The organism is Sphingomonas sp. 28-62-11 (genome assembly GCF_002278865.1).
Lineage (GTDB): Bacteria > Pseudomonadota > Alphaproteobacteria > Sphingomonadales > Sphingomonadaceae > Sphingomonas.
The window spans coordinates 27,045-46,525 of the sequence record NZ_NCGB01000019.1 but is presented as its reverse complement, the minus strand read 5'-3'; the positions used below and the strand labels follow the sequence as shown (position 1 = coordinate 46,525).

Below are 19,481 nucleotides of genomic sequence, written 5' to 3'. Positions count from 1 at the left end.
TCTGGGTGCGCGGGTTCTTCTTGGTGACATAGAAGAAGCCGGTATCGGCCGAGCTGACGAGCTTGATCTTGACGGTGGTCGGCTTTGCCATGACCTGAATTCCTGCGCGTTGAAAAAAGCAAAAAGCGGCGAACGCGTGCCCGCCGCTTGGTATGCCGCAGCCGTTGGCCCAAGGCGACCGCAAAGTCAAGTCGCGCGCGCAGCACATGCGCCGCCCTGCAGCCGTTAACGCCGCCTTCACCATAAGGGGCGCACGCTGCCACCCAAAGGCCCAAGGGGGACGGATGATGACTCGGTACCCAACGATCGACCAAAAGGTGAAGACCGAGTTGCACCGCCGCGCAACAATGCTGGAAGTGCGCCCCGGCGTTGCCTCGCTTGCCGCTGAGATCGACATGATCCGCCGAGTCGCCGCCCAGAACGGCATGCTGCCCGTCGCCAGTGTCGCCCAGATACTCGAATCGGCATTGGCGCGCGGCGAACAAGGCCCGCTGATCACCGGATGGATCGCGCTCCTCCGCGAGGCGATTGGCAGCGAGCGGCAGGACCAGTTCGCGCGCGAAAGCTATGTCGCGGCCTGCTCTGTCCGTCTGACCGGCTGATTCCGCTGCCATGGATGCGCTGATGGCCGCGTTTGTCGGCGCCCTATTGTGCCAGGCAAGCGACCGGACGGCATGGCTGTCGGCGATTCTCGGTGATCGCTACCAGAAGCCCTGGGCAATGATTGTTGCCGCTGCGGTGGCGCTCGCGCTTGGCAATGCCCTCGGCGCGGTGGCGGGTACGCTGATGGCGGCGATCATGACGCCCAACGCCCGCGCGCTATTCCTCGCGCTGGCGCTGCTATCGGCGGGTAGTACCGCGTTGTTCGCGCTGAAATCGCCCGATCGGATGGCCGGGTGGCGGATCGGTGCGTTCGGGACCACCCTCGTCGCGCTGCTCGCCATCGGCGTGGGCGACCGGACCCAGTTTCTTACCGCCGCGATCGCTGCACGCACGCCGATCGCCGCCCCGTTCGCCGCGATCGGCGCAACGCTGGGCAGCCTGGCGGTGATCGTACCGGCCATTTTGGCTGGCGAACGCGATTATCGGGCGCTGCCGCACCGGCCGATCCGAATCGCGATCGGGCTGGTGCTGGTGCTGACGGGCGTGATGTTCGGACTTGTCGCGCTCCGCCTGATCTAGCGAAGCATTCACTCAAATCGATACTCTTCAGTGATCGGCCGGGACCCAATCCGTTATAGCAGCGTTACAACCGTCATTCGCTGCAGGAGACCTTTGCGATGGCCACCGATTCCGCCCTTAAGACACCAACCGACCTGAAAGCCAACGCCGCCAAAACCGTCGCGCAAGCGTTGAACGGCATTTTGGCAGACAGCTATGCGCTGTATTTCAAGACCAAGAATTTTCACTGGCACGTCTCTGGCCCGCATTTTCGCGATTATCACCTGATGCTCGATGATCAGGCGACGCAGATTCTGGCGACCACCGATGCCATCGCCGAACGCGTCCGCAAGACCGGCAACACGACCTTGCGGTCAGTAGGGGACATTGCCCGCCACCAGACGATCAAAGACAATGACGCCGATTTCGTCGCGCCCGAAGCGATGCTGGCGGAGCTGCGCGAGGATAATCTGGCTTTGGTCGCGTCGCTGCGCGAGGCCAAGGACATTGTCGATGAGGCGAAAGACAACGCCACCAGCGGTATCCTCGATGACTGGACCGATCAGGCCGAAGAACGCGCCTGGTTTCTGTTCGAGGCCAGCCGCAAGGGTTGATCGCTAAACCCGCCGGCGCGGTGGCGATCCAGGGTGGATTGCCCCCAACTACGCGGTAGGGCTGGAGCAAAGTGCCTTATGCCAAGCCGTCATTGCGAGCGCAGCGAAGCAATCCAGCCGGGCCGCGGGTGGTTAAACTGGATTGCTTCGCTAAGCTCGCAATGACGATTGATAAAAAATCAAAGGCGCGAGGTTCTACCGCTTTTTCACAAACTCGGCGCGCAGGACGAGGCCTTTGATGCCATCGAACCGGCAGTCGATTTCCTGTGGGTCGCCGGTCAGCCGGATCGATTTGATGAGCGTGCCGCGCTTCAGCGTCTGGCCTGCACCTTTCACGGTCAGGTCTTTGATCAGCGTTACCTGATCGCCATCGGCGAGCAGATTGCCGACGGCGTCGCGTACCTCGACGGCAGCATCCTTGCCAGTTGTAAGTGCCGCCGCATCAGCGGCGCTGATCCATTCGCCGCTCGCTTCATCGAAAACGAAGCTGTCGGCATCATCCGCGGTTGTGTCGGGGGTCATCGGGCCGATCAGCCCTTGGCCGGAGCAGGCACCGCGCCCTTGGTCGACGGGTTGGATGCATTGCCCTTTTTGGGCTTTTCCGCCTTGGGTTTGCGGACTTCCTTGTTTGATTTCTTCTGGGCCTTGGCCATGGCGTGCATCCCTATGGGGCACGCATCACGCCTGCCGGGTGGCCAATCTAGGCGAGATCGCCCGCGCTGGCGCGTAAATTCGGTGCGCGGCCATGGCGGCGGCGCTGAACCGTGGTGAGGGTCACCCCGTCACCACGGTGTTGAACAGCGCGTTCTGCGCTAGGATCAGGCCGCTGGTCGATGCAAAGGCAAGCACGACTAGCAACAGGCTTCGCGTTCTGGTCATTATCATTCTCGGTTTCTTTTCGATTGTGGATGGGGTGCCGATCAGGCGATCGGCACCATCGGAACGGCAGCGCTGACCATCACGGTCGCGAACACCAGGGCAGCGGCTGCAGACATCACAACCCGCGAAATGCTTTCGATACGGAACATTGACTTTCTCCCTTTTTTCGCCGTCCGGACCATCCGGCCAGCGATGCCAAGGGAATTGCAGGGAGCGTGCCAAGTTGAGAAAATGGCTGAATTCAGCCCTTGTTCACCACAACCGCGAAATGCTTTCGCATAATTCGCCAATGATTTTGGTGGAAAGCGCCAAGCTTTGGCGAATGTTGCAACCCCGCAACGAATTCCGGCGGCTCAACCGATTTTCAGGCAGTTTCGGCCATCGGCTTTGGCTGCATAGAGCAGCCCGTCGGCGCGCACGAACACATCACCCACGTCCTCACCGGACGAAGCGGCGGTAAGCCCGGCGGAAAAGGTAACCTCGCCCAACGGCTCATCCGATTCGCGAAGGCGATAGCGTTTTTTGGCAACCAACTGGCGCGCCGATTCGAGCATGTCTTGCCCTGCTGCCAGCGGGATGCCAGCGAACAGAACAACGAATTCCTCGCCGCCATAGCGCGCGACGAGATGTTCGCCGCACTGTTCAGCAAGTACATCGCCGATCGCCTTCAGCACGCGATCCCCCACGGCATGGCCGAAACCGTCATTGACAAGCTTGAAGTGATCAATGTCACACACCGCAACGCAGATCGGCGAACCCTTGGCGACGTGATCGGCATAGGCTTCCTCCAAAGCACGCCGATTGGGCAGGCCGGTCAGCGGATCGCGGCGGGCATTGTCACGCGCTTCCTCCAGCTTGGCGCGAAGATCGCTCGCCTCGCGCGTTGCGACTTCGAGCTGGCTTTCGGCATTCTGGACGCGGTTGAGCATCGCGCCCGTCATACGCAGCACCTCGCTGACCGAATCGATGCCGGTCGATACACGCATCGCATCTGCCGTCGCCGCGAGATCGCGGCCGAAATCAGCCGTTTCGTTGCGCATGGCGCGCACCAGATCCTGGAAACCTTCGACCTGCATCTGGGTCTGCGCGACCAGGCCTTCGCCGCTCGCTGCGGCAGCGGGTGGTTCGATCGGCGCATTGCTGACATCACCGCCAAGCGCCAGAATATCGCGCTTGGTCAGTCGCACGCCGCCATCGGTAAGCGCTGCGACCGCGCGGGCCAGCGGACCCGCAGGATCGCTGACGACACGGTAGCCAAAGGCATAGTTGACCGGATCGGGGCCAAGACGATTGGCTTCAAGAAAGTCACGAATGCGATCAAACACTGCACGGCTTGCTTCGCCGCGATCCACTGTCGCTTCCACCTCAAACGCCAAAGCCACCTTACCGCCCATCATCACCGCTTCCGTCAATCGCCTCGTCAAACGCCAACAAACGCCACTGCGTGCAGATGTCTGTACCGATCAACGCCTAATATTCGGTGACTTGGCGCTGCGGCCGAAACGATTTCTGATTTTTTGAAGGGGCAGGTGTTGGTTACCGAGCGCTTGTCCGGAGCCGCTTGACCGCGTCCAGCGTGGTGCGCACATGATCGGCATAGCTCATGTCATTGTGGACAAAGGCAATCGTGCCCGATGGCGCGATGACATAGCTTGTCCGGCTGGTGATCGTCCGCCCGCCGCCGCGCGACAGGGCGACGTCATAGCCGGACACCACAGCGGGCCCAGCACTAGCGACCATGAACTTGCCGGCGCAATCCTTGGCCGAAAAATCGGCGAGCACATCGACTGGATCAGCCGACATACCGATTACTGTTGCGCCTGCCTTGGTGAATTCGGGGATCGCCTCGGCAAAGGCGCGGGCTTCGGCGCTGCAGCCGGGCGTAAAAGCGGCGGGGAAGAAATAGAGCACGACCGGCCCCTTTTTCAGCGCGGCCTTCAGATTGACGGTGGAAATCTTGCCTGCCGTCGCCCCGCGGGTCGTGAAGTCAGGTGCCTTGGCGCCGGGCGCTAGCGCGGCAATCGCGGGCGAAGCCGCCAACAATGCGAGCGGCAGCAAGGCAAGAAGCTTGGTCGAGAAGGTCATCATCATCTCCCATCTGAATTCGTTGGTACGGCGCATGACCAACGAAGAAGCTATCCGCAATACCGATTTATGGGTCGTTCGTCCGAGCTCGGGCAAAGTTGATCTACTACCCCCTCCGTTCACCCTGAGCGAAGTCGAAGGGCACGCGCTGCGGTTGGGCTTAGGCTTAGGCTTCGACTTCGCTCAGCCCGAACGGGTTTGGTAAGCTGCAAGATAACTCGATATTGTCCTACCGCGTCAGCGCAATCCCGATCCGGGCATGGGTATCAGCGCGGTTATAGTCGCTCAGCGCCTCGCCATAACCGTGAAACGCCTGACCGAACACATAAAGCCCAATATCGCCGACGCCGAAGCGCTTTATCGGGTAGGAGGCGAACAGCTCAGCCGATCCCTGGCGCGTCATCGGATTGCCGCGCGCATACAGCGCCAGCTTCACGCCGTCCTTCTGCTCGACCGAGGCACCCAGTGCGCCGTTGCCATAAAAGCGCTCGATATCGCCCGCGATCCCTTGCGTGCCGACATAGAACCAGCCCTGCGGCGCAATATCGAGCCGCCAGTCATTGCCGAGCGCGAATGTCTTGTTCACGCGAAGATACAGCCGATTGATGTCGATCGACGTCGCCGGCCCGCCGCCGTTTGAGTCGTGGCGATAGCCGAGCGACAGCCGCGTCGATTCGTCGAAGGGCACGTCGATAAAGGCTTCGGGGCTATAGGTGGTCGCGCGGATCGGCCCCGATGGCTGGTCGAGCGCCCAGAAGATCGTCTGGGTATAGGCGACCTTGATGTACGACGCGGGGCCCGTGCTGGCGAAGGGCTGCATCGCAAAGCTCAGCTGCACCTTTGCCCCCGAATCGCCCGTGCCGACCACGCCATAGGTGGGCTCGAATGGTTCGAACCGGCTGAGGAAAGCGCTCGCGGTGCCGCGCCCGCTGGTGGTCACCTGCTCACCGGGTCCGGCGGGACCGCGGGGTTCGGCGCGGGCGATGGCAGCGCGTGGCTCGGCTGGGCGGGCCAGCGGCGCCAACCGGTAGCGCAGCCGCGCAAAGCCGCCGGGGGCCACCGGTCCGACATCGGCAGTCGAGCGGATCAGCTCGAGCGTCAACGCCGTGCCATCACGCGCGATCGTCTGAATGGTCGGCGGCGCCTCAACGGGTGACGCATCGCGCCCCTCGTTGATCAGAAACACATCGACCCCGCTGAGCGCACCCGCAGCGCTGGCGGGCGGCTCGACCAGCGGGCGGAGCTGCGCGGCGGCGGGCGACGCGACCAGCACCAAGGGCGCAATGATCAGGGCGGCAATGCGGGCGGGATTCTTCATGATGGCGCAGCTTGTCAGCCGATTGTGACAGAAGCGAGTCGCTTTTCACGCTGGCGAGGCGCGGTGGTGCAAGCTAGGTGGAGGCTATGCGCGTCACCCAAGCTGATATCGATCTCGCCCACCGTCTTGCCGATGCCGCAGGCGCCGTGATCCGCCCCTATTTCCGCGCGCCCCATGGGCTGGAAACCAAGGCCGACCATTCCCCCGTCACGCTCGCCGATCGCGAGGCCGAAGCGGCGATGCGAACGCTGATCGAAGCGACCTTTCCCGACGATGCGATCATCGGCGAGGAATATGGCACTAAGGATGGCACCAGCGGCCGCGCCTGGGTGCTCGATCCGGTCGACGGCACCCGCGCCTTCGTTTCGGGTCGCCCGGTGTTCGGCACGTTGATTGGCCTGATGATCGAAGGCTGGCCAATGCTCGGCATTATTGATCAGCCGATCCTAAAGGAGCGATGGTCAGGGGTGATCGGCAAGCCGACGCTGTTCAATGGCACGCCCGCCACCACTCGCGCCTGCCGCGCGCTTGAAGGTGCAGCGCTCGCCACCACCAGCCCGCACGCCTTTGACGAGCATCAGGCCGATCACTTCGTGGCGCTGGCCCGAGCGGTGACGGGCGGGCGCATGGGGCAGGGGCCGATCTATGGTGGCGATTGCTACAATTACGGCTGCCTCGCCTCGGGCCATCTCGACATCGTGGTCGAGGCGGGTCTGAAAATTCATGATTTCGCAGCTTTAGTCCCGGTCGTCGAAGGTGCAGGCGGACGGATGTGCGACTGGCAAGGCGACCCGCTAACCGCCGACAGTGTGGGTGAGGTGATCGCGGCGGGTGATCCGGCACGGATCGAAGGCATCGTCGAGGCGCTGGCCTGCCACGGGCATTGAGGGCGCTCGAGCTATCCCTCTCATCGGGAACCGGGGCTTGATCCGGGGGCCAGCTCTTCTAACGCCGCCCGTCATTGGGGCACGAAGGTAGCGGCACGCCGGAACGAGCACGGGGTGAAAAGGGGGTGAGGTTCTTATCACCGATGCGCCGCCCGGATCAGCCGGTCGTTGATTGCGACGCCGATTCCATCGATCGGTATCCGCGCAACCGCAATCCCAACGCAATCGCTCGCATCGGCACGGTGGAGGCAGTCGAACAGGCGAGCGGCCGCCTCGATGAGGTCGCCGGTCTCGGAAAGTGTATCGTCGCCGGGTAGATCGCCGAAACCGATCATCCATTCACCTGCACGCGCGATATTGGCATTGATCCGCAGCGGTTTGGCGGGGGCATAGTGGCTGGCGAGCTGGCCCGGGGCGATGATACCGCCTGGGGCAGCGGCCAGTGCCGCTCCGATCACCGCTTCGATGACTTCGGCCGGTATCGGACCGGGGCGCAGCAGGCGGGGTGGATCGCCCGGCATTATGATGGTTGATTCGAGTCCTGCGCTGGTAGGCCCGTCATCAATGATCATCGCGATCCGCCCGTTCAGGCTCGCCAGCACATGCGCCGCGCGGGTGGGGCTGATCGCGCCGCTGGCATTGGCGGAGGGCGCGGCGAGCGGCTTGCGTGTTGCAGCCAGCAGCGCGCGCATCGCCCGGTGGGCAGGCACGCGGATCGCGATCGTGTCGAGCCCCGCCGTCACCAGCGACGCGATGCCGCTATCGGGCCGCATCGGCACTACCAGGGTGAGCGGCCCTGGCCAGAACGCCGCCGCCAGCGCGCGTGCGGCATCATCGATCACTGCGATGGCTTCGGCAGCGGCCAGATCGATCACATGCACGATCAGCGGGTTGAAGCTCGGCCGCCCTTTGGCCGCGTAGATCGCCGCCACCGCTGCCGCATTTACCGCATCTGCCGCGAGTCCGTACACCGTCTCGGTCGGCACCGCGACGGGCTGGCCCGCCGTAATGAGCCGCGCACCTTCCGCAATCGCGGCGTCGCCGTAAGGGAAGGTCTTTGTCTCAAAGGCGGTATTTGGCGTGCTCACCATGCGGCGCTATAGCGCGCGTGAGTTTAGAACAAGAGAGGCACCATCTGTGTTCACCCCCGCCGTTACCGAACAGCGTTTCGTGCTCGACCATATCGTCAAGATCGACGATCTCGCCGCGAGCGACCGCTTTGCCGCCGCGTCGAGCGATGTCGTCGATGCGGTGCTGGAGGGCGTGGGGGCGCTGGCAGCGGGCGAGTGGGCACCGCTCAGCCGGGTGGGTGACACCAATGGCCCCAAATGGACCACGGACGGCGTGAAGATGCCCGCCGGGTTCCCGGAAGCGTACAAGGCCTATGTCGATGGCGGCTGGGGCACGATTGGCGTGCCGGAAGAATTTGGCGGGCAGGGCATGCCCTTCATCATCCAGACGGCGGTGCTGGAGACGCTGGGTGGGGCCAATCTCGGCTTCGCGCTGGCCCCCACGCTGACGGTCGGCGCGATCGAGGCGCTGGCGCATCATGGCAGCCCCGAACAACAGGCGCTGTACCTGCCCCGCCTCGCCACCGGCGAATGGACCGGCACGATGAACCTGACCGAGCCTCAGGCCGGTTCGGACGTGGGCGCGGTGCGCGCCAAGGCCGAGCCGCGCGCCGACGGCAAGTGGAGCATCAGCGGCACCAAAATCTATATCTCGTTCGGCGATCATGACATGGCGTCGAACATCGTTCACCTCGTCCTCGCCCGGACGCCCGATGCGCCCCCGGGCACCAAGGGGCTGTCGCTGTTCCTCGTCCCCAAATATCGGCTCGATGCGGACGGCAATCCCGGCGAATTCAACGATGTCCGCGTCGTCTCGATCGAGCATAAGCTCGGCCTCCATGCTTCGCCCACCTGTGTGCTGAGCTTTGGCGATAATGGCGATTGCATCGGCGAGCTGATCGGCGCGGAGCTGGGGGGCATGCGCGGCATGTTCACGATGATGAACAATGCGCGACTGAATGTCGGCCTGCAGGGCGTGCAGGTCGCCGAGCGCGCGACCCAGCTCGCGGTCGCCTATGCGCGCGACCGCGTCCAGTCGGCGCGGGCGGGTGCGGGGCGTGATCCTGTCGCGATCATCGAGCATCCCGATGTCCGCCGCATGCTGATGCGGATGAAGGCACAGACCCAGGCCGCGCGGGCGCTCGTCTATCTCGCTGCCAGCCAGGTCGATCGCGCGACTTTGGGTGATGCCGATGCGCAAAAGCGGCTCGATCTGCTCACCCCGCTCGCCAAGGCGCATGGCACCGATATCGGCTGCGAAGTCAGCTCGATCGCGATCCAGGTCCATGGCGGGATGGGCTTCATCGAGGAAACCGGCGTCGCCCAGGGCTTCCGCGATGCCCGGATCACCCCGATTTACGAGGGCACCAACGGTATCCAGGCCGCTGATCTGGTGGGTCGCAAGCTCAGCATGGACAATGGTGGTGTCTTGAACGCCCTGATCGCCGATATGCGCGCGGAAGCGCAGGATGCGGGCCTGCGCGGCCTGATCGATGCGTGTGAGGAAGTCGCACGGCGCTTGCTGACGGTCGATGTCGATGATCGGCTGGCGGCGAGCTATCCGTTCCTGACGATGCTGTCGACGGCAGTGTGCGGCTGGCTGATGGAGCGTCAGGGACGCATTGCCGCCACGGTGGACGGCGATCCCGACTTCCTGAAGATGAAGCGCGCGGTGACCGATTTCTATGTCGCGCAGATCGTGCCCGAGGCGATGGGCTTGAAGGCGGCGGCTATGGCGAGCGCGGCGATGCTCTATGCGCTCGAACCAGCAGCGTTCGCGGCCTGATCGACAAAAAAAGGGGCCCGTGCCGAGCGGCAGGGCCCCTGATCGATCGTGAGATAGGGCTTATTTCTTCTCGTCGGTTTTTCCGTCGCGCACACCGATCGTGGGCACCGAGACTTCTTCCTTCTCGGTCTTGATCTTGGGCACGTCGATCTCGGCCTTGGTCGTGCCGACAACGACTTCCTTCGAATCGAGATCGACATCGGGCAATGCGCCGCCCTGAACGGAAACCTCAGGCAGCGCGCCGTTCTTCACATCGGCACTCCAGAAACCCGTTGCGAACAAGAGGCCAACAATCGCGGCAACCGCCAGCAGAACGATCAGCAGCGTGTTCATGCCACCCGACTTGGTAACAATGGTTGTTTCGCGCACGGTATGCGTGCCGTCAGGATTTCTGTCGGGGTTTAGATTGTCGACCATGTGTTCGTCCCATCATCTCGTTAAAAAACTGAAACGACGGGATTATTCGAATGTTCCGTTTGGCGTGGCTGCAGCAGCCGACACACGCGCAATTAAACGGCGGCGTTTTCCAGCAGGTCGCCAGCGTCGATGCCGAGCAGCTTGATGTGATCGCGGATACGCGGCCAGCTGGTGGTCATGAAGTGATCACGCTCGGCGATGCGCAGCTTTTCGGCGGCGCCCGCCAGCACGAACATGCCAACGCCGCGCCGCACCTCAACATAGCCATCGTCCTGAAAGCTTTGATAGGCTTTGGCGACGGTCAGCGGATTGGCGCCATGTTCAGCGGCCAGAGCGCGAACCGAGGGCAGTTGATCGCCCGCGCGAAACTCACCGCGCAGAATGGCGGCGGCGATCGTCCCCCGCAATTTGATATAGACCGGACTGTCTTCGCTGTTGAGCGCTGTCATGCTGCCTTAATACAGCAATCGCCCGGTTCGTCCAGCCCCTAAGCTGTTGCTGGGGGCACCCAGACCGAGATCACGCTACCCGGATTGGGACGGGGGCGTTCTTCCAGGTCGCGCGCTGGTGATCCGATGAAGATGAATCCGGCGATCCGCTCGGGCGCCGCGCCAAAGGCATCGCGAACGGCATCCGAATAGGCCGCCCATCCGGTCAACCAGCCGCCGACAAAGCCGTGCGCATGCGCCGCATGGAGCAGGTTCATGCACGCAGCGCCAACCGACAGCTCCTGCTCCCAGATCGGGATCTTCCGTTCGGGATTGGGGGAGGACAGGACCACGACCAGCGCGGGTGCCTGCGTCGCGAACGCCTCCAGCGCATCGACTTCCAGCCGCGCTGCGTCGGGACGCTCAGCGAGATAGGCCGATGTGATCAGCGTGGCGAGCGCGCCGCGGGCGGAATTGGGGACGATCACGAAGCGCCAAGGGTTGATCTTGCCATGATCGGGCGTGCGCGCGGCAATGGCGAGGATGGCGTCGAGCTGGGCAGCATCAGGGCCGGGCGCAATCATCTCACGCGGGCTGCCCGACCGGCGCGTGGTGAGCAGCGAGAGGGGTGTGGAGAGATCGTTGAACATCGCTGCCGCCCCTAAGCCGCATGACGGCGGGCGACAAGTCGTCATGCGGCCACCATCGTGCCACATTATTGCTTGGCAGCACGATTTTGGCCGCTAGGCTCGCGCGCTTGATCAGCGGTCCGTTAGTGATCCGCATTCGACTGTTTGGTAAAGGGGTACCGCGTGGACATTATTCCAGCAATCGCGCTTGGTTTTCTGGTATTTCTGCTTGGCTTGGGCGGGATGATCGCGGCACGGCCGGGGGCTGAATTCGCCGGCCATCCCAAGGGGCTGTACGTCCTGTTCTTCGCCGAAATGTGGGAACGCTTTTCCTATTACGGCATGCGCGCGCTGCTGATTTTCTACCTCACCAAGCACTGGCTGTTCGGCGATGGCACCGCCAACCTGATTTATGGTGCCTATACCAGCCTCGTCTACATCACCCCGGTGCTTGGGGGTTACCTCGCCGATCGCTATTTGGGCCAGCGCAAGGCCGTGCTGTTCGGTGCGGTGATGCTTACCATCGGTCACTCGCTGATGGCGTTTGAAGGCACTGGTGGTCAGGCCGATGCGACGATCAACATATTCTGGATGGCGCTCAGCTTCATCATCGTGGGTTCGGGCTTTCTGAAGGCCAATATCTCGGTGATCGTCGGCCAGCTCTATCCGCGCACCGATATCCGCCGCGATGGCGCGTACACGATCTTCTATGTCGGCATTAACGTGGGTGCGGCAATCGGCACGATCCTGGCGGGCTACCTGGGCGAAACTTACGGCTGGCGCTACGGCTTTGGCGCGGCTGGGCTGGGTATGTTGCTGGGGCTGGTGGTATTCGTGATCGGCAAGCCGCTCCTGCTCGGCAAGGGCGAAGCACCTGATGCCGCGCGGCTGCAATCGCCGGTTGCCGGGATCAAGCTCGAATGGCTGATTTATGCGATCGGCGTGGCGTCGGTCTTCGTGATCTGGGCGCTGATCCAGTATCAGCAGGTCATCCAGTGGCTGCTGCTCGCATCGGGCATCGTTCTGCTGCTTTATGTGCTGCGCGTGTCGCTGAAGCTGGAGCCGCAGGCACGGGATCGGATGCTGGTGGTGCTGTTCCTCATCTCGCTCAACCCGGTTTTCTGGGGGCTGTTCGAACAGGCCGGCGGATCGCTGAATCTCTACACGGATCGCTTCGTCGATCGCGCCGGGGTGCCCGCATCGCTGTTCCAGTCGATCAACCCGATTTACATCGTGCTGCTCGGGCCGATCTTCGCCTGGCTATGGGTGGCGCTAGGCAAGCGCGGGATGGAGCCGTCGGCGCCCGCCAAATTCGGCCTCGCGCTGTTGCAGGTCGGCTTTTCGTTCCTGCTGTTTGTCTGGGGCGCCAACAGCGTTGGCGTCGGCATCGCGACGCCGGTGCTGTTCGTGTTCCTGATCTATTTCTTCCAGACGACCGGCGAGCTCTGTCTGTCACCGGTGGGGCTATCGGCCATGAACCGGCTCGCGCCGAAGCATCTCGCCAGCCTGATCATGGGTGCGTGGTTCTATATGACCGCGGTCGGCAATTTCGTGGCGGGCAAGATCGGTGAGGCAACGGGCGGCGAAAGCGGCGTCGCGACCAAGGAAGGCACGCTCGCAATCTATTCAACGATCGGCTGGATCACGATTGGCGTCGCGGCGGTGGTGCTGATCCTGTCACCCATCGTCACCAAGCGGATGCATCTATCGACGCTGAAGGACGATGACGAGCGGGCAACCGCCTGATCGGTTTACGCGCGGGCTTTCGAGGGGGATACTGATGGACGGAACGACAATGGTCGCGGTGGCGGCGGGATCCTTTGTGGGGTCGCACTTTCTGCTGTCGCACCCTTTCCGTGCGCCTCTCGTCAAGGCGCTGGGCAATGGCGGCTTCACGATCCTTTATGCACTGGTCGCGTTCGCCACGCTCGGCTGGACCGCCAATGCCTATAAGGCCGCGCCGATCACGCCGATGCTGTGGGATGTCGGCGATGGGCTGTGGGCGGTGGGCACTGCGATCATGCTTGTCGCGAGCATCCTGCTGGTGGGCTCGCTGATCGGCAATCCGGCGCTGCCCGGTCCCGCCGCCAAGGCACCCGAAAAGGCGCGCGGCGTTTTTGCCATCACGCGCCATCCGATGATGTGGTCATTCGCGCTTTGGGCACTGGCGCATGTGCTGGTCTATCCGATTGCAGCGAACATCTACCTGTCAGCCGCCATTGCGACGCTCGCGCTGGTGGGGGCGGCGCTGCAGGACGCGAAGAAGCGCGCGCTGGTGCCCGAACTCTGGCTCGTCTGGGAAAAGCGCAGCGGCTACTGGCCGTTCGCCGCCATCGCGTCGGGCAAGGCCACATTCGGCGGGTTCCGTCCGCATGACATTGCCGGTGGCGTGGTGATCTGGCTCGCGGCGACCTGGGCGCATATCCCGATGGCCGGCATTGCCGCGGGCATCTGGCGCTGGGTGGGGTGAGTACGCTGAAAACACCTTGACCCGTTTGTTTCGAGCCCTTCGACTGCCTGCCAAGGCAGGCGCTCGGGATAAACTTCTGCCAACAAGGCCGAAGTCGAGAAACCGGCCACAAACGCAGCGAAAAGTGTCTCGACTTCGCTCGACACGAACGGCTGAAGGGAAATATCGTCTCTCGATATTCCGTCTTACAACCGCACCATCGCCATCATCCGCTCGCCATAGCGCGGCCCTGCCGTGCCGCCGCGCGGCGCGGCCGCATCTAAATCGACGAGATCCTGCGCGGTCAGCGCCACGTCGACCGCGCCCATACTGTCCTCCAGCGTCACGCGGCGTTTCGATCCGGGGATCGGCACGATATCGTCACCCTGCGCCAGCAGCCAGGCAAGCGCGATCTGCGCCGCGCTGGCGCGGTGCTCGCCGGCAATTCGCTTGATCACAGCGACGATGTCCATGTTCAGCGAAAAATTCTCGATCGAATAGCGTGGATCGCTCAATCGGTAATCGCCCGCCGGCAAATCCTCGGGCGCGGTGATCTGCCCGGTCAGGAAACCCCGCCCCAGCGGTGAATAGGGCACGAACCCAATACCGAGTTCGCGCGCGGTTGGCAGGATTTCCTCCTCCACATCGCGTTCCCATAGCGAATATTCGCTCTGCAGCGCCGCGATCGGGTGCACCGCCGCCGCTTTGCGCAGCGTCGCCGCCCCAGCTTCGGAAAGCCCCAGATGGCGGACCTTTCCCTCCTTCACCAGCTCGGCCATCCCGCCGACAGTTTCCTCGATCGGCACCTTGGGGTCGACGCGGTGCTGGTAGAACAAGTCGATCGTGTCGATCCCGAGCCGCTTGAGCGATCCCTCCACCGCGCGCCGGGCATTGGCGGGGGAGCCATCGACCCCAATCACGCGATTCTCGTCATCGAAACGGAAACCGAATTTGGTCGCGATCACCAGACCATCCCGCTTGCCCTTTATCGCGCGGCCAAGCAGTTCCTCGTTTAAAAGCGGCCCGTAAATCTCGGCGGTATCGAAAAAGGTGACGCCCATGCCGATCGCGCGGTGGATCGTCGCGATGCTCTCCGCCTCGGTTGCCGCACCGTACATCGCCGGGCCAACGCCGGCCATTGGCATCAGCCCAAGGCCGAGTGCGGAGACCGACAATTCCTGCCCGAGTGTGCGGTATTTCATGCGATTTGTCCTTCGATCAACAGGTCTTCGGGCGTTATCGGTGCAGGCGCGGCGCGCGCGGAAAGCGTGGCGGTAACGGCCAAGTCCATCGTTACGTTGCCCAAGGTGCGCATGATATCAGGGAAAGTCTCGATCGCAACGAGCAGGCCGAGCGGCGCGATCGGCACGCCCATCGCCGCGGCGATCGGCGCGATGGAGCTGACAAAGGTGATCGATCCGGGCAGGCTGACCGCGCCGAGCGTCGTGATCGACGCGACCGCCACGCCCGCCGCCAGATTTTGCCAGGTCAGCTCTACACCGAACAACACCGCGATATAGATCGCCACCGCCAGGTTCATCGCCGGGCCGGTCGCCCGGAACACCGCGACGGCGAGCGGGAGGATGATGCCCGAATGCTGGGTGTGGACGCCGATCTGCTCAGCCCCGCGCAGCATCGCGGGCAGCGAGGCGAGCGAGGATTGCGTGCTGATTGCCACCGCCTGCGCCGATGCCGTCGCGCGCGCGAATTTGACGATCGACACCTTACCGCCAATCGCACCGAGGAAGAAGGATGCGATCCACAATACCGTGCCCACGCTGGTGACGATCAGCACATAATGGAGCAGCGCACCGAATGCCTCGCCACCCGCCTTTGCGCCCACCAGAAATGCCAGCGCGAACACGCCGATTGGCCCGAGCCACAATACCCAGCCAATCACCACGATCATCGCATCGGCGATCGCAGCAAAAAACGCCACGAGCAGGTCGCGTGGCGGCTTGGGCAGGCGGGTGATGGCAAAAGCAAAGGCCAGCGTGAAGACGATCAGCGGCAGGAATGCACTGTTGGCGGCGGCCGATACCGGGTTGCTCGGCACGATTGCGGCCAGAAAATCGCCGAACGGCGGCACATCGCCAATCGGCTTCACATCGGGCAGCGACGCCTTCAGCGCGGCGCCGGCGGCGGGATCGATCGGCCACAGCTCGAGCAATGCCGGCGTGACGAACGCCGCCATGATCGCCCCTGACCAGAGCAGGACCATGAAAGTGATCATCGCCCGTGTCGCCAGTTGTCCGGCGCGCGCGGCATCGGCGGTGGCGGCGATGCCGATCACCAGTAGCGCGACGACGAGCGGCACGATCGTCATTTGCAGCCCGTTCAGCCACGCAGTGCCGATTGGTTCGGCGATAATGATGCCGATCGCCGCAAAACCCTGGCCTGCGGCAATGATGCCCAATGCCAGCCCGGCGACCAGCGCGAGTAAAATCCGGGTTGCTTGCGACATGCTCGATTATCTCTCCTGGCGGCGCTACACCTGAACGTCATAACGAATGGGGCGGGTGCGCATGGCAAGAAAATATTTCGGCACCGATGGTATTCGCGGCAAGACCAACCAGTTGCCGATGACGGCGGCGATGGCGATGCAGGTCGGCATGGCGGCGGGCGCGCATTTCCGGCGAGGCGATCACCGCCACCGCGTGGTGATCGGCAAGGATACCCGGCTGTCGGGCTATATGATCGAATCGGCGATGGTCGCTGGCTTCACCAGCGTCGGGATGGACGTAGTGCTGGTGGGGCCGATGCCGACCCCGGCGGTGGCAATGCTCACCCATTCGATGCGTGCGGACATGGGGGTGATGATCTCCGCCAGCCACAATCCTTACGGCGATAATGGCATCAAATTGTTCGGCCCCGATGGCTATAAGCTGTCCGACGCCGACGAACTGGCGATCGAGGCGCTGATCGACGGCGACATTGCGCTCGCCCCCTCCGCCGAAATCGGCCGAGCACGGCGGGTGGAGGATGCCCGAGGTCGTTATATCCATTTCGCCAAATCAACCTTCCCCAGCGAGCTTCGGCTCGATGGCATGCGGATCGTGGTTGATTGCGCGAACGGTGCCGCTTATCAGGTCGCACCAAGCGCGCTGTGGGAATTGGGTGCGAATGTCGTCGCGATCGGGGTCGAACCCAATGGCAAGAACATCAATGCCGGCGTTGGCTCCACCGCGCCCGATCTGCTGCGCGAAACCGTGGTCGCCAGCGGTGCGGCGATCGGCATTGCGCTCGATGGTGATGCAGACCGGCTGATCGTGGTCGATGAAACGGGCCGGGTGGTCGATGGCGATCAGCTGATGGCCGTCATCGCCAGTGGCTGGCAGCGCCAGGGAAAATTGGTGGGCGGCGCGCTGGTGACGACGGTGATGTCGAATCTGGGTCTCGAACGGCATCTCGCGGGGCAGGGCATCGGCATGCTGCGCACCCAGGTGGGCGATCGTTATGTGCTGGAGGCGATGCGCGAAAAAGGCATCAATGTCGGCGGTGAGCAATCGGGGCATATCATTCTGTCCGATTACGCAACGACGGGTGATGGGCTGGTCGCAGCCCTTCAGGTGCTCGGCGAACTGGTAACGGCGGGCGCCCCCGCGAGCGACTTCCTCCATCGGTTCGAGCCCTTGCCGCAATTGCTAAAGAATGTGCGTTTTGCCGGCGGCAAACCGCTTGAGGCTGACAGCGTGAAATCGGTGATCGCCGAGGCTGAAGCCGAGCTCAACGGCAGCGGCCGCCTCGTCATTCGCCCCTCGGGCACCGAACCCGTCATCCGCGTGATGGCCGAGGGCGATGACCGCGCGCAGGTGGAACGCGTGGTCGACCGAATCTGCGATGCGGTGCGCGCGGCGGCGTGAAGGGAGACCAAAATGCTTGAAATGCGACCCGATTGCGAAAAATGCGGTGCGGACTTGCCGGCCGATGCGCCCGGCGCATTCATCTGCTCATTCGAATGCACCTTCTGTGCCGATTGCGCCGATGCACTCGATGAACGCTGCCCCAATTGTCGGGGCGAATTGATGGACCGTCCGACGCGGACGGGTGCCGCGCTGAAGGAATTCCCGCCGAGCAACGCGCGCAAGTTCAGCAGCTAAAACTTTCCTACAACCCGCAACTTGTGTCATTGATCGGGGATGCTCCTGACCATCTATCATGCCTTAAATGCCCGAAAAACGCGGGTTTGCGCGGTTTCGGCAAAAGCGCTGGAGACCCGCAACTTCCGCAACTTTGCATGGCTCGGCACCGCCCGATGACAGCGCGAATCCTGATCATTGCCGGGTCCGATTCGGGCGGGGGGGCGGGCATTCAGGCCGATATCAAGACGGTGACGATGCTCGGCGGGCACGCGATGACCGCGATCACGGCGATCACCGCCCAGAACACGCTGGGGGTGCAGGCGGTGCATCCGGTGCCGACCGAGATGGTGATCGCGCAGATCAAATCGGTGGCCGAAGATATCGGGGTCGATGCCATCAAGATCGGGATGATCGGTTCGGCCGAAACCGCGCATGCGGTGGCAGACTGGCTGATGGCGATCGATGTACCGATCGTGTTCGATCCGGTGATGATCGCGACCAGTGGCTCGGTACTCGCCGATCCCGAGACGATTGTTGCCTTTGGCCGGTTGATGGCGCTCGCATCGGTCGTTACCCCCAACATGCCCGAACTTGCGGCGCTTGGGGGCGAGGCGGCGGTGCTCGCGCATGGTTGCCATCTGGCGGCCAAGGGCGGGCATGGCGAGGGCGGCGTAATCGTCGACCGGCTGCTTTCCCCTGCTGGCCTGCTGGCTGAACTGAGCGGCAAACGGATCGACACCACCGACACCCACGGCACCGGCTGCACCTTTGCCAGCGCGCTGGCCTGTGGATTGGGCCAAGGGATGCCGATCATCGCCGCCTTTACCCGGGCGGTGCGGTTTGTGCGGATTGCCCTTTTGTCAGCGCCCGGACTGGGCAGCGGACACGGCCCGATGGGACATCATCTGGGCGTCGTGCCGTTCGATGAACTGGAAGGCGATACGTGATCGCCGGGGTCGACGAAGCCGGGCGCGGGCCGCTCGCCGGGCCGGTGGTGGCCGCGGCGGTTGTGCTGTGTCCGGACGGGATTGCCGGGCTGGACGATAGCAAGAAATTGACCGCCGCGCGCCGCGACGCCCTGTTTGCGCAGATCAGCGCGCGCTGCACGGTGGGGGTCGGCATCGCGAGCGTTGAGGAGATCGACGCCCTCAACATCTTGTGGGCGACGATGCTGGCGATGGAACGCGCGGTTGCGGCGCTTGGGGTCGATCCGGCGGAAGTGCTGGTCGACGGCAATCGCTGCCCCGCCTGGCGCTGGCAATCCCGCGCGATCATCGGTGGGGATGCGATTGAGCCGTGCATTTCGGCAGCGTCGATCATCGCGAAGGTGACGCGCGACCGGATGATGATCGAAGCGGACCGGGTGCATCCGGGCTATGGCTGGGCATCGAATAAGGGGTACGGCGCGGCGGTGCATATGGCTGCGCTGGCGCGTTTGGGGCCGACGCCACTGCACCGCCGGTCATTTGCGCCGGTTGCCCGCGCCCTTTCTCTGCAGTCGCTGGTGGAGTGAGTCTTTCGCGCCACACCACTATTACTTGCGATGGCACGACCAACCGGACTCAATATATCGTTCCAGTGCCAAATTGTTCCGCCGCGTTAACCATTTACTAATTGGAATCGTTAACCATTGTTTTCTTGACGGGCAGGGTAACTTTCGTGCCGATGGGCATCTT

Annotated in this window: 24 protein-coding genes; 12 read left to right on the top strand and 12 right to left on the bottom strand. The window is 63.3% G+C overall.

The genetic code is table 11. The features are described from left to right. On the bottom strand, nt 1-91 hold a 91-nt coding region (gene rpmG / locus B7Y49_RS08040), incomplete at its 3' end, for a bL33 family ribosomal protein (protein WP_374127068.1). A 196-nt stretch (nt 92-287) separates the two neighbouring features. Here rpmG and B7Y49_RS08035 point away from each other — a divergent pair. From B7Y49_RS08035 to B7Y49_RS08025, 3 genes are all read left to right on the top strand, one after another. Then, on the top strand, nt 288-602 hold the full coding sequence (locus B7Y49_RS08035; protein ID WP_374127066.1) for a hypothetical protein: 315 nt from the start codon (nt 288-290) through the stop codon (nt 600-602). Nucleotides 603-612: 10 nt separating this feature from the next. Next, the gene (locus tag B7Y49_RS08030; RefSeq protein ID WP_374127065.1) at nt 613-1,182 is read left to right on the top strand and encodes a TMEM165/GDT1 family protein; all 570 of its coding nucleotides are present in this window, start codon (nt 613-615) and stop codon (nt 1,180-1,182) included. A 98-nt stretch (nt 1,183-1,280) separates the two neighbouring features. Continuing rightward, nucleotides 1,281-1,775, top strand: coding sequence for a Dps family protein (locus B7Y49_RS08025; protein WP_374127064.1), 495 nt, complete (start codon nt 1,281-1,283; stop codon nt 1,773-1,775). Nucleotides 1,776-1,970: 195 nt separating this feature from the next. Here B7Y49_RS08025 and B7Y49_RS08020 read toward each other — a convergent pair whose 3' ends face one another. The 4 genes from B7Y49_RS08020 to B7Y49_RS08005 all read right to left on the bottom strand — a co-directional run bounded on the left by B7Y49_RS08020 (nt 1,971) and on the right by B7Y49_RS08005 (nt 4,739). Further along, nucleotides 1,971-2,297 (bottom strand): alkylphosphonate utilization protein, encoded by a 327-nt coding sequence (locus tag B7Y49_RS08020; RefSeq protein ID WP_374127063.1) that lies wholly within the window; start codon nt 2,295-2,297, stop codon nt 1,971-1,973. Nucleotides 2,298-2,305: 8 nt separating this feature from the next. After that, nucleotides 2,306-2,428: a hypothetical protein gene (locus B7Y49_RS08015; RefSeq protein ID WP_374127062.1), complete on the bottom strand. Its 123-nt coding sequence runs from the start codon at nt 2,426-2,428 to the stop codon at nt 2,306-2,308. Between the two features lie 579 nt (nt 2,429-3,007). Further along, nucleotides 3,008-4,051 carry a GGDEF domain-containing protein gene (locus B7Y49_RS08010; RefSeq protein WP_374127061.1) on the bottom strand — a complete coding sequence of 348 codons (1,044 nt, stop codon included), beginning with the start codon at nt 4,049-4,051 and terminating at the stop codon, nt 3,008-3,010. A 139-nt stretch (nt 4,052-4,190) separates the two neighbouring features. After that, nucleotides 4,191-4,739, bottom strand: a complete 549-nt coding sequence (locus tag B7Y49_RS08005; protein WP_374127060.1) for a peroxiredoxin — start codon at nt 4,737-4,739, stop codon at nt 4,191-4,193. On the opposite strand from B7Y49_RS08005, the gene B7Y49_RS08000 reads away from it, so the two are divergent. Beyond that, nucleotides 4,723-4,944 (top strand): hypothetical protein, encoded by a 222-nt coding sequence (locus tag B7Y49_RS08000; protein ID WP_374127059.1) that lies wholly within the window; start codon nt 4,723-4,725, stop codon nt 4,942-4,944. The two genes, B7Y49_RS08005 and B7Y49_RS08000, sit on opposite strands and share 17 nt — an antisense overlap. Nucleotides 4,945-4,968: 24 nt before the next feature. Here B7Y49_RS08000 and B7Y49_RS07995 read toward each other — a convergent pair whose 3' ends face one another. Then, on the bottom strand, nt 4,969-6,057 hold the full coding sequence (locus B7Y49_RS07995; protein ID WP_374127058.1) for a phospholipase A: 1,089 nt from the start codon (nt 6,055-6,057) through the stop codon (nt 4,969-4,971). Nucleotides 6,058-6,143: 86 nt separating this feature from the next. Between B7Y49_RS07995 and B7Y49_RS07990 the strand changes: the two genes are divergently transcribed. Then, entirely contained in the window at nt 6,144-6,944 is an 801-nt protein-coding gene (locus B7Y49_RS07990; protein ID WP_374127057.1) for an inositol monophosphatase family protein, read from the top strand. 137 nt (nt 6,945-7,081) lie between these two features. On the opposite strand, the gene B7Y49_RS07985 is transcribed toward B7Y49_RS07990, so the two are convergent. Continuing rightward, nucleotides 7,082-8,035, bottom strand: coding sequence for an L-threonylcarbamoyladenylate synthase (locus tag B7Y49_RS07985; RefSeq protein ID WP_374127056.1), 954 nt, complete (start codon nt 8,033-8,035; stop codon nt 7,082-7,084). Here B7Y49_RS07985 and B7Y49_RS07980 point away from each other — a divergent pair. Next, the gene (locus B7Y49_RS07980) at nt 8,034-9,800 is read left to right on the top strand and encodes an acyl-CoA dehydrogenase (protein WP_374127055.1); all 1,767 of its coding nucleotides are present in this window, start codon (nt 8,034-8,036) and stop codon (nt 9,798-9,800) included. The two genes, B7Y49_RS07985 and B7Y49_RS07980, sit on opposite strands and share 2 nt — an antisense overlap. Before the next feature lie 60 nt (nt 9,801-9,860). On the opposite strand, the gene B7Y49_RS07975 is transcribed toward B7Y49_RS07980, so the two are convergent. The 3 genes from B7Y49_RS07975 to B7Y49_RS07965 all read right to left on the bottom strand — a co-directional run bounded on the left by B7Y49_RS07975 (nt 9,861) and on the right by B7Y49_RS07965 (nt 11,295). Further along, nucleotides 9,861-10,217, bottom strand: a complete 357-nt coding sequence (locus tag B7Y49_RS07975) for a hypothetical protein (RefSeq protein WP_374127054.1) — start codon at nt 10,215-10,217, stop codon at nt 9,861-9,863. Nucleotides 10,218-10,309: 92 nt separating this feature from the next. Then, nucleotides 10,310-10,666, bottom strand: a complete 357-nt coding sequence (locus tag B7Y49_RS07970) for a GntR family transcriptional regulator (protein WP_374127053.1) — start codon at nt 10,664-10,666, stop codon at nt 10,310-10,312. Nucleotides 10,667-10,704: 38 nt separating this feature from the next. After that, the gene (locus tag B7Y49_RS07965; RefSeq protein WP_374127052.1) at nt 10,705-11,295 is read right to left on the bottom strand and encodes a nitroreductase; all 591 of its coding nucleotides are present in this window, start codon (nt 11,293-11,295) and stop codon (nt 10,705-10,707) included. Nucleotides 11,296-11,517: 222 nt separating this feature from the next. On the opposite strand from B7Y49_RS07965, the gene B7Y49_RS07960 reads away from it, so the two are divergent. Together B7Y49_RS07960 and B7Y49_RS07955 are read left to right on the top strand one after the other, a co-directional pair. Beyond that, nucleotides 11,518-13,020 (top strand): peptide MFS transporter, encoded by a 1,503-nt coding sequence (locus tag B7Y49_RS07960; RefSeq protein WP_374127067.1) that lies wholly within the window; start codon nt 11,518-11,520, stop codon nt 13,018-13,020. A gap of 34 nt (nt 13,021-13,054) precedes the next feature. After that, nucleotides 13,055-13,744: an NnrU family protein gene (locus tag B7Y49_RS07955; protein ID WP_374127051.1), complete on the top strand. Its 690-nt coding sequence runs from the start codon at nt 13,055-13,057 to the stop codon at nt 13,742-13,744. Between the two features lie 185 nt (nt 13,745-13,929). Here B7Y49_RS07955 and B7Y49_RS07950 read toward each other — a convergent pair whose 3' ends face one another. Then, nucleotides 13,930-14,925 carry an aldo/keto reductase gene (locus B7Y49_RS07950; RefSeq protein WP_374127050.1) on the bottom strand — a complete coding sequence of 332 codons (996 nt, stop codon included), beginning with the start codon at nt 14,923-14,925 and terminating at the stop codon, nt 13,930-13,932. Next, nucleotides 14,922-16,187, bottom strand: coding sequence for a dicarboxylate/amino acid:cation symporter (locus tag B7Y49_RS07945; protein WP_374127049.1), 1,266 nt, complete (start codon nt 16,185-16,187; stop codon nt 14,922-14,924). Before B7Y49_RS07945 ends, B7Y49_RS07950 begins: the two co-directional genes overlap by 4 nt. A gap of 61 nt (nt 16,188-16,248) precedes the next feature. Here B7Y49_RS07945 and glmM point away from each other — a divergent pair, with 61 nt between their 5' ends. The 4 genes from glmM to B7Y49_RS07925 all read left to right on the top strand — a co-directional run bounded on the left by glmM (nt 16,249) and on the right by B7Y49_RS07925 (nt 19,318). Further along, nucleotides 16,249-17,586: a phosphoglucosamine mutase gene (gene glmM, locus B7Y49_RS07940; protein WP_374127048.1), complete on the top strand. Its 1,338-nt coding sequence runs from the start codon at nt 16,249-16,251 to the stop codon at nt 17,584-17,586. A gap of 12 nt (nt 17,587-17,598) precedes the next feature. Then, nucleotides 17,599-17,823 (top strand): DUF1272 domain-containing protein, encoded by a 225-nt coding sequence (locus B7Y49_RS07935; RefSeq protein ID WP_374127047.1) that lies wholly within the window; start codon nt 17,599-17,601, stop codon nt 17,821-17,823. A gap of 155 nt (nt 17,824-17,978) precedes the next feature. Continuing rightward, the gene (thiD, locus tag B7Y49_RS07930) at nt 17,979-18,752 is read left to right on the top strand and encodes a bifunctional hydroxymethylpyrimidine kinase/phosphomethylpyrimidine kinase (RefSeq protein WP_374127046.1); all 774 of its coding nucleotides are present in this window, start codon (nt 17,979-17,981) and stop codon (nt 18,750-18,752) included. Next, a complete protein-coding gene (locus B7Y49_RS07925) occupies nt 18,749-19,318 on the top strand; it encodes a ribonuclease HII (protein WP_374127045.1) in 570 nt (189 codons plus the stop codon). Before thiD ends, B7Y49_RS07925 begins: the two co-directional genes overlap by 4 nt. The last annotated feature ends 163 nt before the right edge of the window (nt 19,319-19,481 follow it).